Origin of the sequence: Microbacterium sp. BH-3-3-3, from assembly GCF_007679045.1 — a bacterium.
Classification (GTDB): domain Bacteria; phylum Actinomycetota; class Actinomycetes; order Actinomycetales; family Microbacteriaceae; genus Microbacterium; species Microbacterium algihabitans.
This window is the reverse complement of sequence record NZ_VEFS01000005.1, coordinates 221,432-235,456: the sequence shown is the minus strand read 5'-3', so window position 1 is coordinate 235,456 and position 14,025 is coordinate 221,432. Positions and strand designations below refer to the sequence as shown.

The 14,025-nt window shown below is 69.6% G+C and carries 14 protein-coding genes and 1 tRNA gene; 5 read left to right on the top strand and 10 right to left on the bottom strand.

What is annotated here, in order from left to right; translation table 11 throughout:
- Positions 1-58 precede the first annotated feature (58 nt).
- From FS769_RS14680 to FS769_RS14655, 6 genes are all read right to left on the bottom strand, one after another.
- On the bottom strand, positions 59-1,072 hold the full coding sequence (locus tag FS769_RS14680; protein ID WP_144834671.1) for a LacI family DNA-binding transcriptional regulator: 1,014 nt from the start codon (positions 1,070-1,072) through the stop codon (positions 59-61).
- A complete protein-coding gene (locus FS769_RS14675; RefSeq protein ID WP_144834669.1) occupies positions 1,065-2,597 on the bottom strand; it encodes a sugar ABC transporter ATP-binding protein in 1,533 nt (510 codons plus the stop codon). Before FS769_RS14675 ends, FS769_RS14680 begins: the two co-directional genes overlap by 8 nt.
- A gap of 52 nt (positions 2,598-2,649) precedes the next feature.
- Positions 2,650-3,672, bottom strand: a complete 1,023-nt coding sequence (locus tag FS769_RS14670) for an ABC transporter permease subunit (protein ID WP_144834667.1) — start codon at positions 3,670-3,672, stop codon at positions 2,650-2,652.
- Positions 3,672-4,715 (bottom strand): ABC transporter permease, encoded by a 1,044-nt coding sequence (locus FS769_RS14665; protein WP_144834665.1) that lies wholly within the window; start codon positions 4,713-4,715, stop codon positions 3,672-3,674. The genes FS769_RS14670 and FS769_RS14665 overlap by 1 nt, the downstream gene beginning before the upstream one ends.
- Positions 4,712-6,286, bottom strand: coding sequence for a sugar ABC transporter ATP-binding protein (locus FS769_RS14660; protein WP_144834663.1), 1,575 nt, complete (start codon positions 6,284-6,286; stop codon positions 4,712-4,714). The genes FS769_RS14665 and FS769_RS14660 overlap by 4 nt, the downstream gene beginning before the upstream one ends.
- A 133-nt stretch (positions 6,287-6,419) precedes the next feature.
- The gene (locus tag FS769_RS14655) at positions 6,420-7,406 is read right to left on the bottom strand and encodes an ABC transporter substrate-binding protein (RefSeq protein ID WP_144834661.1); all 987 of its coding nucleotides are present in this window, start codon (positions 7,404-7,406) and stop codon (positions 6,420-6,422) included.
- Between the two features lie 325 nt (positions 7,407-7,731).
- Between FS769_RS14655 and FS769_RS14650 the strand changes: the two genes are divergently transcribed.
- Positions 7,732-8,292: a flavin reductase family protein gene (locus tag FS769_RS14650; RefSeq protein ID WP_144834659.1), complete on the top strand. Its 561-nt coding sequence runs from the start codon at positions 7,732-7,734 to the stop codon at positions 8,290-8,292.
- A 180-nt stretch (positions 8,293-8,472) separates the two neighbouring features.
- On the opposite strand, the gene FS769_RS14645 is transcribed toward FS769_RS14650, so the two are convergent.
- Both FS769_RS14645 and FS769_RS14640 read right to left on the bottom strand, forming a co-directional pair.
- A complete protein-coding gene (locus FS769_RS14645; protein ID WP_144834657.1) occupies positions 8,473-9,306 on the bottom strand; it encodes a hypothetical protein in 834 nt (277 codons plus the stop codon).
- 49 nt (positions 9,307-9,355) lie between these two features.
- Positions 9,356-10,249 carry a DUF808 domain-containing protein gene (locus tag FS769_RS14640; protein WP_144834655.1) on the bottom strand — a complete coding sequence of 298 codons (894 nt, stop codon included), beginning with the start codon at positions 10,247-10,249 and terminating at the stop codon, positions 9,356-9,358.
- Between the two features lie 161 nt (positions 10,250-10,410).
- Between FS769_RS14640 and FS769_RS16890 the strand changes: the two genes are divergently transcribed.
- From FS769_RS16890 to FS769_RS14625, 4 genes are all read left to right on the top strand, one after another.
- Positions 10,411-11,001 carry a molybdopterin-dependent oxidoreductase gene (locus FS769_RS16890; protein WP_186325565.1) on the top strand — a complete coding sequence of 197 codons (591 nt, stop codon included), beginning with the start codon at positions 10,411-10,413 and terminating at the stop codon, positions 10,999-11,001.
- The gene (locus tag FS769_RS16885; protein WP_186325564.1) at positions 10,998-11,729 is read left to right on the top strand and encodes an FAD-binding oxidoreductase; all 732 of its coding nucleotides are present in this window, start codon (positions 10,998-11,000) and stop codon (positions 11,727-11,729) included. The genes FS769_RS16890 and FS769_RS16885 overlap by 4 nt, the downstream gene beginning before the upstream one ends.
- On the top strand, positions 11,729-11,989 hold the full coding sequence (locus tag FS769_RS14630; RefSeq protein WP_144834653.1) for a DUF6510 family protein: 261 nt from the start codon (positions 11,729-11,731) through the stop codon (positions 11,987-11,989). Before FS769_RS16885 ends, FS769_RS14630 begins: the two co-directional genes overlap by 1 nt.
- Before the next feature lie 95 nt (positions 11,990-12,084).
- Positions 12,085-12,474 (top strand): DUF2510 domain-containing protein, encoded by a 390-nt coding sequence (locus tag FS769_RS14625; RefSeq protein WP_144834651.1) that lies wholly within the window; start codon positions 12,085-12,087, stop codon positions 12,472-12,474.
- Positions 12,475-12,524: 50 nt separating this feature from the next.
- Here the strand turns inward: FS769_RS14625 and FS769_RS14620 are convergent.
- Together FS769_RS14620 and FS769_RS14615 are read right to left on the bottom strand one after the other, a co-directional pair.
- A tRNA-Ser gene (locus FS769_RS14620) sits at positions 12,525-12,613 on the bottom strand.
- A gap of 96 nt (positions 12,614-12,709) precedes the next feature.
- The gene (locus FS769_RS14615; protein ID WP_144834650.1) at positions 12,710-13,999 is read right to left on the bottom strand and encodes an LCP family protein; all 1,290 of its coding nucleotides are present in this window, start codon (positions 13,997-13,999) and stop codon (positions 12,710-12,712) included.
- Between the last annotated feature and the right edge of the window lie 26 nt (positions 14,000-14,025).

Here is a 14,025-nt window from a genome sequence, read left to right as displayed (position 1 = left end):
CCCGAATGCGACGAGACCCCGGATGCCATGGCATCCGGGGTCTTCTCGTGGGAACGACTCAGCGCGCGGGCGGGGCCGAGGCGCGCACGATCAGGCGCGTCGGCAGGGGCGTGCTCTCGGTGACGGTGTCGGGCTCTTCGACGAGCAGCAGCACCTTCTGCATGAGGATCTCGCCCAGAGCGGCGAAGTCCTGCCGCACCGTGGTCAGCGAGGGGTAGACGAACGCGGCCTCGGGCACGTCGTCGAAGCCGACGACGCCGATGTCTTCGGGCACCCGCAGGCCCCGCTCGCGCAGGGCCGACAACACGCCGATCGCCATGTGGTCGTTGGCGACGAAGATCCCCTCGCCGGGGGTGAGGTCGGCCTCCGACGCGATGCGGTAGCCGCTCGCCGCCGACCAGTCGCCGTGCACGGCCGGGGTCGACTGCGCGCGCGCCGCCGCGACCTCGTCGCGCCATCCGCGCAGACGCTCGACGGCATCGGGGTTGCGGGCCGGGCCGGCGATGTGGCGCACCGTGTCGTAGCCCGCCTCGAGCAGGTGGCGCACCGCTCCCCGAGCCCCGCGGTACTGGTCGATCGCGACGAGGCGCGGGTGCGGCCGGGCGCTGCTGGCCGAGGCGACGACGGGGATGTCGATGTCGAGGGCCTGCACCGCCGCGAGCACCTCGGTGTCGACCACGACGAGCACGATGGCATCCACTCGCTGCTTCAACAACCCGTCGATGGCGGTGCGCACCGCGGCCACGTCGTTCTGCGGCGAGCTGATGGCGTCGACGTTGTAGCGCGCCGCGCGGGCGGCGAAGTTGAAGTTCGTCGCGATCGACGACGGGCCGTAGTCGACCGTGCCGGGGGTGACGAGGCCGATCGTGCGCGTGCGCCGCGTGACCAGCGCGCGTGCGGCCGGCGACGGGCTGTACCGCAGCTGCGCGATCGCCTGCTCGACGCGCGCGCGGGTGGCGGGGCGCACGTTGGGCATGTTGTTGAGCACGCGCGACACCGTCTGGTGCGACACCCCCGCCAGGCGTGCGACGTCGAAGATGTTGGCGGTGCGGGAGGTCCTGTCGTCAGCCACCGTCACCCGCTTCCGGGGTGGTGTGACCGGCGACGAGTGCGAGCAGCGCGTCGGAGGTGAGATCGGCGGCCGGCACGATCTGGGCGAGCTCGCCGTCGCGCATCACGGCCACCAGATGGGCCACGCGCAGCACCTCGTCGAGCTCGGCGGAGATGTAGACGATCGACAGGCCGTTGTCGCTGAGTTCACCGACGAGGCGTTGAATCTCGGCCTTGGCGCCGACGTCGATGCCGCGGGTCGGTTCGTCGAGCACGATGAGGCGCGGCGACAGCGCGAGGAGGCGCGCGAGGAGCACCTTCTGCTGATTGCCGCCCGACAGCGTCGAGACGGGACGATCGATGTCGGCGGGGCGGATGTGCAGCGCCTCGACCCAGCTCATCGCGAGCTCGCGCCGCCGCGCCGTGCTCAGTCGGTGGAACACGCCCCGCTGGGCCTGCAGCGCCAGGGTGATGTTGTCGAGCACGCTGAGGTCGCCGATGACCCCCTCGGTGCGCCGGTTCTCAGACGAGTACGCGACGCGACGCCGAATCGCCTCTCGCGGAGTCGCCAAACGCACGGGGTCGCCGTCGATGCGCAGCTCGCCCGCGTCGGGGTGGTCGACGCCGGTGAGCGCCCGCGCGAGCTCGCTGCGACCCGAGCCCAGCAGGCCCGCCACTCCGATGACCTCGCCCTCAGCGATGTCGAGGTCGGCGCCGCGCAGACGGGGTCCGGATGCCATGCCCCGGGCGCTCAGCACGGTGGGGCCCTCGGCCGGGTCGGTGGAGCGCTGGCCGAGCGGGGCGAGCGCCTCGGCCGTGGCGCCGAGCATTTTCTCGACGAGATCGATGCGCAGGAGTTCGCGGGTGCCGTACTCGCCGACCAGGCGTCCTCCGCGCAGCACCGTCACGCGATCGCAGATCTCGTAGACCTGGTCGAGGAAGTGCGAGACGAACACGATCGCGATCCCCTGCGCCTTGAGGTCGCGGATGACGCGGAACAGTTCGGCGACCTCGTCGGCGTCGAGGCTGGAGGTGGGTTCGTCGAGCACGAGCACGCGGACGTCGGTCGAGACGGCACGGGCGATCGCGACGAGCTGCTGCACCGCCAGCGGGTGCGACGACAGCACCGAGGCCGCGTCGATGTCGACGCCGAGCGCCGCGAGCGCCTCGTCGGCCCGCTGCCGCATGGCCCGGTGATCGATGACGCCGAAGCGGCGCGGCTCGCGGCCGAGCGAGATGTTCTCGGCGACGGTCAGGTTGGGCAGCAGGTCGATCTCTTGGTAGACGGTGGAGATGCCACGGGCCTGCGCGTCGGCCGGCGACGACAGCCGCACGACGCGGCCGTCGAGCGCGATCTCGCCGGCATCGAGGCGCAACGCCCCGGTGATCGCCTTGATGAGGGTCGACTTGCCGGCGCCGTTCTCGCCCATGAGCGAGTGCACCTCGCCGGGCAGCAGCCGGAAGTCGACGTCGGCGAGGGCCGATTCGACCCCGAAACGCACCGTCGCTCCGCGCACCTCGAGGAGGGGCGGAGCGACGGCGGACATGGGGTCAATCATGCCCGCGCCGCACCTGCTGCGCCGACACGACCCGGAAGAATCACCGACTCAGCGCCGAGCGCGACACGATGACCCGCTGCACGACGACGAACAGCAGCAGCAGGGCACCCACCGTGATGCGCGTCCACGACTGCTCGGCACCCGAGAACGAGATGATCGTGCGGATCAGGCCGTAGACGAAGACGCCGATCATCGAGCCCACCACGAAGCCGCTGCCGCCGGTGAGCAGCGTGCCGCCGATGACGACCGCCGCGATCGTGTCGAGCTCGGTACCCACACCGTTCAGCGGATATCCCGCACCGGAGTAGGCCGTGAGCACGATGCCCGCCAGCCCCGCGCACACCCCGCTGATGACGTAGACCGACAGCTTGGCGCGGACGACGGGCAGACCCATCAGGCGTGCCGACTGCTCGTTGCCGCCCACCGCGTACACGGTGCGGCCGAAGCGCGTGTACCGCAGCACGAAGGCGGCGAGCGCGACGACCAGCAGCGCGATGATGCCGGTGGGGGTGATGTACCACCCGGCGAACGAGAAGCGCGTCGACTGCAGCCACAGCAGACCCTCGTTGTCGACCTTGATGGACTCCAGGCTCACCACGAACGCGAGACCTCGCGCGAGGAACATGCCGATGAGCGACGCGATGAACGGCTGCACGTCGAAGAACTGCACGAGCACGCCGATCAGCAGGCCGATCGCCGCACCGATGAGCACCATGGCGGGGAGGGCGACGGCGACGGGAGCGCCGTCGGAGAGCATCTTCGCGCAAAGGATGCCGGTGAAGGCCATCACCGCTCCGACCGACAGGTCGATGCCCCCGGTGAGGATCACGAAGGTCATGCCGACGGCCAGCACGAGCAGGTACGCGTTGTCGAGCAGGATCGACGACATGATGCGCGGGAGCTGGAAGTTGGGGAACCAGTACATGGCCCCCGCGATCATCACGACCAGGATGATCACCGCGGCGAACACCGGCACCCACGAGATGTGGCGGCTGAGGAAGCGACGGTAGGTCGAGGTGGGCGACGACGACGCCGTGCGCCGTTCTTCGGTGAGAGTGGCCATCAGGACAGCACCTTTGCGTCAGGACGTCGGGTGAGCGGGCGCGCCGCGGAGCGGCCCGCCGTGTGGAAGTACGCGCGGAACCGACGCGACTGCAGCAGCACCACGATGAGCACGGCCACGGCCATGAACACGGGGCTGACCGCGGGCGGCACACCGAGGAAGGTGATCGTGCTCTTGAGCGTCTGGATGGTGAAGACGCCCACGACGGTGCCCGCGAGGCTGAACTTGCCGCCCGCGAGCGAGGTGCCGCCCAGGACGACGGCGAGGATCGCGTCGAGCTCGATGTAGAGCCCTGCCGCATTGGCATCCGCCGCCATGATGTTCGAGCTGTAGAGGATTCCCGCCATGCCTGCCAAGGCACCGCTGGCGATGTAGGCGCCCCAGATGATGCCGCGCGAGCGGACGCCCGCCAGACGGCTCGCCTCGGGGTTGATGCCGACCGCCTCGGTCAGCATGCCCAGGGCCGTTCGCCGCTCGAGCACGCCGATGACGAGCACCGCGACGATCGAGACGTAGAACGCGAACGGCAGTCCCAGGACGTACCCGCCCGCGATGAACTTGTACGGATCGCTGTTGATGGTCGTGATGAAGCCGCCCGTGATCAGCAGGGCGACACCGCGACCGGCGAGCATGAGCACGAGCGTGGCGATGATGGGTTGGATGCCGAGGACCGAGACGAGGAACCCGTTCCAGACCCCGAGCAGGAGGGCGACGCCCACGGCCGCGGCGATCGCGGTGAAGACGACGCCGAGGTTGCCCGGGTCGGGTGAGGCCTCGATCACGGTGAGCGCGACGGCTCCCGAGACGGCCATGATCGCCCCGACCGAGAGGTCGATGCCGCGCGTGGCGATGACCAGGGTCATACCGAGCGCGACCAGCATCAACGGTGCGCTGTTGCGCAGGATGTCGATGAGCGAGCCGTAGAGCTGACCGTTCTGCACGGTGACGCTCAAGAACGAGGGGCGCGAGATCGTGTTGACGGCGATCAGCGCGAGGAGCGCGGCGATCGGCCAGACGAGGCGGTGCGCGAGGAACTTCTTCATGCGATCTTCTCCCGATCGGACGACACTGTCTCGGGTACGGTGGGCGCGGCCTGCTGCGACTGCCCCTCGGCGATGTAGGTCACCAGGGCGTCGAGATCGACGTCGCGGGTGGCCAGCTCGCCGATCTTACGACGGTCGCGCAGCACCGCCACCCGTTGGGCGATGCGCAGCACCTCCTCGAGCTCCGACGAGATGAAGACGACCGACAGGCCCTTCTCGGCGAGCTCGGCGACCTTGCGCTGGATGTCGGCCTTGGCGCCGACGTCGATGCCGCGCGTGGGCTCGTCGAGGATGAGCAGCTCGGGGGCGGTGGCCAGCCACCGGGCGAGCAGCACTTTCTGCTGGTTGCCCCCCGAGAGGTTGCGGATGAGGGCGTTCGGGTCGGCGGGCCGCACCCCGAGGGCGGTGATGTACTCGTCGACGACCGCCTGCTTCTCGGCGGCGCTGATGCGGCGCATCGCCCCGCGTCGGGCCTGGATGCCGAGCACGATGTTCTCGGCGACGGTGAGGTCGCCGACGATGCCCTCGGCACGACGGTCTTCCGACGAGAACGCGATGCCGCGGTCGAGGGCGTGACGGGGCGAGCCCGTGCGCGATGCGGTGCCGCCGACGTCGACGGATCCCTGGTCGGGACGGTCCGCACCGGCGAGCAGTCGCGCGAGCTCGGTGCGACCCGAACCCAGGAGCCCTGCGAGCCCGACGATCTCGCCCCCGAACACTTCGAGATCGACGGGCTCGAGGGCGTTCTTGCGGCCGAGGCCCGAGGCCCGCAGCACGGGCGTACCCGTGCGGTCGATGGGCCGCTCGGCACTGGCGGAGAGCGATTCCAGCTCCCCCAGCTCGCGGCCGATCATCTTGGCCACGAGTTGCTCGCGGCCGAGCTCGGTGATGGCGTACTCGCCGACGAGCGTGCCGTTGCGCAGCACGGTGAGCCGGTCGGAGATCTCGTAGATCTGGTCGAGGAAGTGCGACACGAACAGGATCGCCACCCCCCGGTCGCGCAGGTCGCGGATCACCGAGAACAACTGCTCCACCTCGCCCCGATCGAGGCTCGAGGTCGGTTCGTCGAGCACGAGCACCTTGGTGTCGACGACCATCGCGCGGGTGATGGCGACGAGCTGCTGCACCGCGATGGAGTGGCTGGCGAGGATCGAACGCGTGTCGATGTGCACGCCCAGCTCGGCGAGGTAGGTGGCGGCCGCGGCGTGCGTGGCCTTCCAATCCACCATGCCCGCTCGGCGGATCTCGGCGCCGAGCATGACGTTCTCACCGACGGTGAGGTTCTGGCAGAGGTTGACCTCTTGGTAGACGGTGGCGACGCCGGCGGCCTGTGCGTCGGCGGTGGTGCGGAACTGCCGCTCCTCACCGGCGACGCGGATGCTGCCCGCGTCGATGCCGTAGACCCCGGTCAGCGCCTTGATGAGAGTGGACTTGCCGGCTCCGTTCTCGCCCATCAGCGAGTGCACCTCGCCGGCGCGGAGGGTGAAGTCCACGTCGTCGAGCGCCTTCACCCCGGGGAACTGGATCGTGATGCCGCTCATCTCGACCACGGCGGATCGTTCGGGTGTCATGTCGATCGCTTTCTCTGATCGGTGGCGTGCGGGACCGGGGAGGGCCCGGCCCCGCACGCCGGGGAGGATGTTCCGTCGATGCCGTGGCGATCGGACGGGTGCCGCCGTGGGAACGACGGCCGATCCCTGCGGATCAGTAGGGGCGGCTGTCGAGGACCTTGGCGGCCTGCTCCTGGTCGAAGGCCTGGTCTTCGACGATGTAGCTCTTGTCGACGGACTCGCCCGCGACGACCTTCTTCACGATCTCGGCAGCCTTCTCACCCAGCAGCGGGTTGCACTCGACGATGTAGTTGAACTCGCCCTTGGACAGCGCGGTCATGCCGTCTTTGACAGCGTCGATCGTGACGATCTTGATGTCGGTGCCGGGCGTGAGACCCGCCGCCTTGATCGCCTCGAGCGCGCCGAGACCCATGTCGTCGTTGTGCGCGAAGAGCAGGTTGATCTGCGAGCCGTACTTCTGCAGGAAGCCCTCCATCACCGTCTTGCCCTCGGCGCGGGTGAAGTTGCCGGTCTGCGAGTCGAGCACCTTGATGTCGGTGCCCGAGATCGCGGAGTTGAAGCCCTCGGCCCGGTCGGTCGCCGCCGACGATCCGGTGGTGCCCTCGAGCACGACCATGTTGGTGGGCGTCGAGCCGAAGTTGTCGGCCACCCACTTGCCGGCCGTCTCGCCCTCCTTCTTGAAGTCGAGTCCGACCCAGCTGGCGTAGAGGTCTTCGGATGCCGAGACCGTGCGGTCTTCGAGGATCACCGGGATGTTGGCGTCCTTGGCCTCTTTGAGCACGTCGTCCCAGCCGTCGGTGACGATGGGAGCGAGCACGATCGCGTCGACGCCCTGATTGATGAAGCTGCGGACCGCGGCGATCTGCGCCTCGGGCTTGTTGTCGGCCGCGTTGAAGATGAGGTTGAAGCCGTTGGCCTCGCTGAACGCCTCCTTCATCGACTCGGTGTTCGCGCTGCGCCAGCCGCTCTCGGAGCCGGTCTGCGCGAAGCCGACCGTGATGACGTCGCTGCCGCCTCCGCCGCCGCCCGCCGCTGCTCCCCCGCCGCCTGCGCAGCCGGTCGCGGTGAGTGCGATCGCTCCGACGAGCGCTGCGCCCGCGATGATCTTGTTCGCCTTCATGATGAAACCTCCTCGTTTCGCCGGCGCCTGTGCCGGTGTCATGTATGCAGCACCTCGGGTGCGCCGTGTGGGAATGTTAGCGCTCACACAACGCGTGCTGTCAAGCAATCTAGCTCCGGCAAATGTCACGGATTGATAAATGTGAAGCTTCACACTGGGCGCATGGCGGGGCGACGGAGGCCCTCGCCGCCGGGGCGCGACGGCGCGAGTGCGGCCGCCGGCCCGCCGGGGATCCGCGCACGAACGGTCGATGACGGGCACGGGAGCGTTTCGTCGTGTTGCGCCCAGCGATGCCCCGCGCCCGGTGAGCGCCTACCGTGGATGTATGACTTCCCTTCCGCATGCAGCCCCCGAGAGCACTCCCGCCATCGGCACCTCGGTCTCGGCGGACGACTTCAAGCGCGCGTTCCGCGGGCACCCGGGCGGGATCGCGGTCATCACCGCGTACGGAGAGAACGGCCCCGTCGCCTTGACCGCCTCGTCGGTGTCGTCGGTCAGCGCCGATCCGCCGCTGCTGATCTTCTCGGTGTCGGCGCTGTCGTCGGCGACGCCCACGATCATCGCGGCCGACACGATCGTGGTGCACCTGCTCGACGCCGAAGACATCTCGCTCGCCCGCGCGGGCGCGACCAGCGGCCTCGACCGCTTCGCCGACACGTCGACCTGGTCGCGCCTGGCCACCGGCGAGCCCGTCTACCACGGCGTGCGGGCGTGGCTGCGGTGCAAGATCGTCAGCCGAATGGATGCCGGCGGCTCCACAGTCATCGCCGCCCAAGCCCTGCAGGTCGACGTCGAGCGCGACCTCGAGCCCGGTGAGCCCGGCGCCGCGCTGGTCTACCACAACCGCACCTGGCACCGCCTCGGCGAGCACTCGCGGCTCGACTGATCCCAGTGGGTCGGGGCCGGCCCACCTCGGTCGGCTCGGTCGGCTCGGCCGGCTCGGCCGGCTCGGTCGCCTCGGTCGCCTCGGTCGGCGAGACTGCAACTCGCTGACGACCCGGCGTCAGGCTGCAACGGACTCGTCAGCGAAATGCAGTCTCAGCGTGAAGGGCCCCGCGAAATCGCGTCAAAGGCCGCAGAACGCCGCGTAGAAGTCGTACATCTTGCGGCGCAGGTCGTCGGACGCCGCCAGCCGTACCGTCCCCGTCTGGCCGTCGGCCGTGGTGACGGCGAACGGGATGAGCGTGCCGACCTTGTCTTCGGCGAGCGCGTGCGCATCGCAGCGGTTGGGGACGAAGGGCACGCGCAGCTCGCTTGCGGCGTCGGTCCCCCGCACGACGCGCGAGATCATCACCGTCGGGGCCCCACCCGTGCCGTCCCACGGCGCCAGCAACGTCGTCCCCTCGACGGAGTCGATGGTGAACGATCCGTCACCGCCGCCCGCGCCGATGGCCACGACCAGGTCGGCGGGCGTCCCCGGACCGCCGCCTGCGAAGTCGGCCGCCTCGAGGGTCGCCACGCCGTCGACCGCAGCGGTGAAACACGCGCTCGCGTGACCGACTGCGAGGAACGAGAACCGGTCGCCGGGGGTGACGGTCGTGGTGCCGGATGATGCGGTATCCCGCCAATCCACCTCGATGGCGGCCGATGCCGATTGCTCGCCGCACACGGCATCCGGAAGCGCGATCCGCAGGTCGGGAGATCCCTTGCCCGGCTGCAGGTCGACGGCACGCCCGTCCCACGCCGGCTCGCCGGGATAGTCGGCCGAGACGAGCCGGACGCCCGTGATCGTCACGGTGCGGTCGCTGCCGTTGGTGACGCTGACCGCGATGCGCCCCTTCGCGATGTCGGAGCGGGGTTGGTAGAGATCGGCCGATAGCGCGGGTGAGGGCGGTGCGGCCGGCGCGCAGCCGGTGAGGCACAGCGCGAGCAGGACGAACACCGCGAGTGACCGCCGCATCTGCCCACCTCCTGCCGTGCGGGAAACCTACCGCGTCGGACGCGGGCCGTCAGTGGCTCGCAGCCGAGGCATCGCGCTTCACCAGCCGCGAGATGCCGGTCACGATCCCCACGATGATCAGGCCCAGAATCAGCCCGAACACCGCCGACATCGCCGTCTCGACGATCCAGACCACCACGGGCCCCGCCGCCTCGATGGCGTGGGTCACGACGTGGACCAGGTCGTAGGGACCCGACCACAGGGTCTCCGACAGGTTCTGCAGCACGAGGTGCCCACCGACCCACAGCATCGCGACCGTGCCGATGACGCTGATCACACGGAAGACGGCGGGCATGGATGCCACGACCCGGGCCCCGAAGCGGCGGACGCCCCGCGACTCGCTCTTCATGAAGCGCAGACCGATGTCGTCGATCTTCACCAGCAGGGCGACCGCACCGTAGACCACGACGGTCATGGCGAGGCCGATGATGAGCAGCGCCCCCAGCGTCATCCAGATGCCGAAGCCCGGATCGAGGCTCGACAGGGCGATGAGCATGATCTCGGTGCTGAGGATGAGGTCGGTGCGCACGGCGCCCAGCACGAGCTTCTTCTCGTCGCGCGACTCGTCGGCGTCGCCCTCGGCATGGTGCACGCCGAACCACTCGAGCACCTTCTCTGCACCCTCGAAGCAGAGGAACCCGCCACCGATGATCAGCAGGAAGGGGAGCACCCCCGGGGCGAAGGCGGTCAGCAGCAACGCGATGGGGATGATGATCACGTACTTGTTGATGATGCTGCCCAGCGCGATCTTCCACACCACGGGCAGCTCGCGCGCGGGCGTCAGCCCCTGCACGTACTGCGGAGTGACGGCCGCGTCGTCGATCACGACGCCGGCGGTCTTGGCACTCGCGCGCATCGCGGCGCTGAGGATGTCATCGACGACGGCGAGGAGTCCGACGGACATGCGCTTCTCCCGGGGTGAGAGGGCACGCGAGGTGCGCACCGCAGGCACGACCCTATCGGGGTGCGGGGCCGTGGCCGACGGGGTGGCGCCGACGTCGGCACCCTGTCGTCGCCGCGCGGCCGTGGCTAGGGTGAAGCCACCGCCACCCGCAGAGGAGACCCATGTCGTTCATCACACGCGGATTCTCGGGACGACGACGCGAGCGCGACCCCCGTCTCCCACCCGGTCAGACGCTCGTCGGCGACTGGCCGGTGCTGTCGGCCGGCCCGACACCCCGCATCGACAACGACGGCTGGGAGTTCGCGATCGGCACCGAGAACGGCGTGCACCGCTGGACGCGGGCCGAGCTCGAGGCGCTCGGGGTCGAGGACGTCACCGTCGACATCCACTGCGTCACGCACTGGACGAAGCTCGACATGCCGTGGCGCGGCGTCTCGCTCGATCGCCTCTTCGCCGAGGTCGACACCTCCCACCACTTCGCGATGGTGCACTCCTTCGGCGGCTACACGACGAACATCGCCCTCGACGACCTGCTCGGCGGCAAGAGCTGGATCGCCTTCGAAGCCGACGGGGCACCACTGACGCCCGAACACGGCGGCCCGGCGCGACTGCTGGTGCCGCACCTGTACTTCTGGAAGAGCGCGAAGTGGGTGCAGGGGCTCATCACCATGCCTGCCGACAAGCCCGGCTTCTGGGAGCAGAACGGCTATCACCTGCACGGCGACCCCTGGCGCGAGGAACGGTACGGGTGACCGCGCGCACCGCGGCCTGGCACGCCGCGACCGTCGTCGCCTCGCGCCCCGAGACCGCGACGGCCCGGCGCATCGAGCTCGAGGTGCCCACCTGGCCGGGCAACGAGGCGGGCTCGCACCTCGACGTGCGCCTCACCGCACCCGACGGCTACCAGGCGAGCCGGTCGTACTCGATCGCCTCGGCCGGCCCGGGTACGCGCATCGTCCTCGCCGTCGACGAGGTGCCCGACGGGGAGGTCTCGCCCTTCCTCGTGCACGACCTGCGTGACGGCGACCAGATCGAGGTGCACGGGCCGCTCGGGGCGTTCTTCGTGTGGATGCCCTCCGATGACCCCGCACCGGTGCAACTGATCGCGGGCGGCTCCGGGGTCGTCCCCCTCTTCGCAATGGCCTCGGCGCACGCGGCGAGCGCCGACGCGACCCCCTTCCGGCTGCTCTACTCCGTTCGCACCCCCGACGACGTGTTCTTCGCTGACGAGCTCGAGGCGTTGGTCGGCGAACGGTTCGCCCTCGACCTCGTCTACACCCGCCGGGCCCCCGCGAACGCGGAGTGTGCCCCCGCACGACTGACCGTCGAGGGCCTGCGTGCCGCGGTCATCCCGGCCGACCAGCGGCCGCGCGTCTTCGTCTGCGGACCGACCCCCTTCGTCGAGGCGGTCTCGGGCTGGCTCATCGAGGCGGGCCACTCAGCCGCCCGCATCCGCACCGAACGTTTCGGAGGTTCGTGATGACGCTTCTCGACGGCAATGCCCTGGCCGGTCGCCTCGACGACCTGCTCGGATGGGATGCCACGGCATCCGGGGTGCGATGCACCCACTGCGGGCTGACGGGACTGCTCGCCACGGCGACGGTGTACGCCTCGGCCATGGGGATCGTGGCGCGATGTCGCGGGTGCGACGCCGTGCTCCTCACCGTCGTCGACGGCCCCGACGGCCGTTCGTGGCTGGGGCTTTCGGGCGTGAGCGCGGTGGAGATGCACCGCGCCTGACCGCTCGCGTTGCGACGGAGCATCCGGCCCCGGAATACTCGGCGCTGATCGGCATCCGGCCACGGGGGTCCGGAGCGAAGAACAGGGGGCGGGCGATGAGCGACGCACAGGCAGGGTGGTACGACGACGGTTCCGGGCGGACGCGTTGGTGGGACGGACAGCGGTGGACCGAGCGGTTCCAGGAGCCGACCCCTCCGCAGCCGGGCGTCGCGGGTTTCATCGAACGGGCGCAGGCCGACGCGGTGGCCGGCGCACAGCCGCGGCCCGCCCAGAACGGCTACAACTACGTGGTGCTCCAGGTGGTGCTGAAGGAGAAGCTCTTCGGCAGCGGCTCGAACAACCTGACCGAACTCGAGGGCGTCATCAACCGTCAAGCGGCGCTCGGGTTCCGCCTGCACACGATCACGACTGCATCGTCGGGCAGCACCGGGTTCGGCGGGGGTGATCGCATCCAAGCGACGATGGTCTTCGAGCGGCAGGTCTGAGACGGCTCGCCGACAACGCGAAAAGCCCCGGCGAACCGGGGCTTTTTCGGCGGAGACGGAGGGATTTGAACCCTCGGTCCCCTTACGGGGACTCCACCTTAGCAGGGTGGTGCACTAGGCCTGACTATGCGACGTCTCCAGGTGATCGACGCCTCTCGGCGCGAGCACACCGCTCAATACTAACCGGATGCCGCCCGGCATTCGAACCACGTTCGCGATGCCGGGCGGCGAGGACTCACTCGCGGACGTTACCGTTCGAGCACGTCGCCTGCGCCGCGGTCTGCCCGGCGATGCCCTCGGGCAGCACGACCGTTCCGGAGCTCGGGTCGGGTGTGGGCGTGGCACCGTCGGTCGGGGTCGACGTCTCGGTCGGCGCCGGAGTATCGGTCGCGGTCGGAGCGGGCGTCGCGTTGGGGTCGGCCACCACTCCATCACCGTCGCTGAGGTTGCCCGACAGCTGCAGCGGCTGGTTCGCGGCGAGCGCGGCCCAGAGCGTCTTGGCATCGTCTTCGTTCGGCACGACGCGGTTCGGGTTCGACGGGTCGGTACCGGTCGGGTACTGGATGAAGACGATCTCGTTGAACGGCACATCCTTGACCGCCGAGGCGATCTGGACGAGCGTCAGCGGGTTGGTCAGCGACGTCGAGGGGTCGACGTTGCGCAGCGCGGTCGAGGCCAGCTTGTAGAGGGTCGCCGGGTTCGACAGCACCTCCTGGCTCTTCAGCTTGTTGGCCAGTCGCGACATGTACTGCTGCTGGTTCGAGATGCGGCCGAGGTCGCCGCCGTCTCCGACACCGTGACGCGTGCGCAGGAACTGCAAGGCGTCGAAGCCCTTCACCGTGCGGATGCCGGCGGGCCAGTCGATGCCGGTGTACGGGTCTTCGATGCCGTTGGCGATGCAGACGTCGACGCCGCCGATGGCATCCGTGATGTTGATGACGCCGCCGAAGCTGACCTTGGCCGCGAACGGGATCTCGAGTCCGCTGAGCTCGGAGACCGTCTGCACGACGCACGACAGGCCGCCGTCTTCGAACGCGCTGTTGATCTGGGCGAAGCTGCGCGCGGAGTTCTCCTGCCCGTCGGCGTTGGTGCACGCGGGGATCGGCACCATCAGGTCACGCGGGAACGAGATGACCGTCACGCGCCGAGGCGCGTCGGAGATGTGGATGAGGAGGTTGACGTCGTTCAAGCTGCCGTCGGAGTCGGGACCTGTGCAGCGATCGCCGAAGTACTGCGCGAACGCCGGCTCGCACTCGTCGGTGCCGACCAGCATCATGTTGACGCCGCCCTGCAGCTCGCCGATGTCGGGCGGGACGGCCGGTTGGTTCTTCAGGTCGACGGCGTCGGCGGTGAAGCTGCGTGTGAGGTCGACGGCGGCGTAGGCGAGCACCGTGCCACCCGATACGAGCACGACGGCGAGGGCGATCGCGAGGCCGCGCAGCAACTGGGCGACGGGGCCCGGCGACGTGAGTCGCCCATGGCGCGCGACGGTCCGCTGACCGCGCGAAGGGGTGGTCTTGATCACTCGGGTCCTTTCACGACGGATGCCGC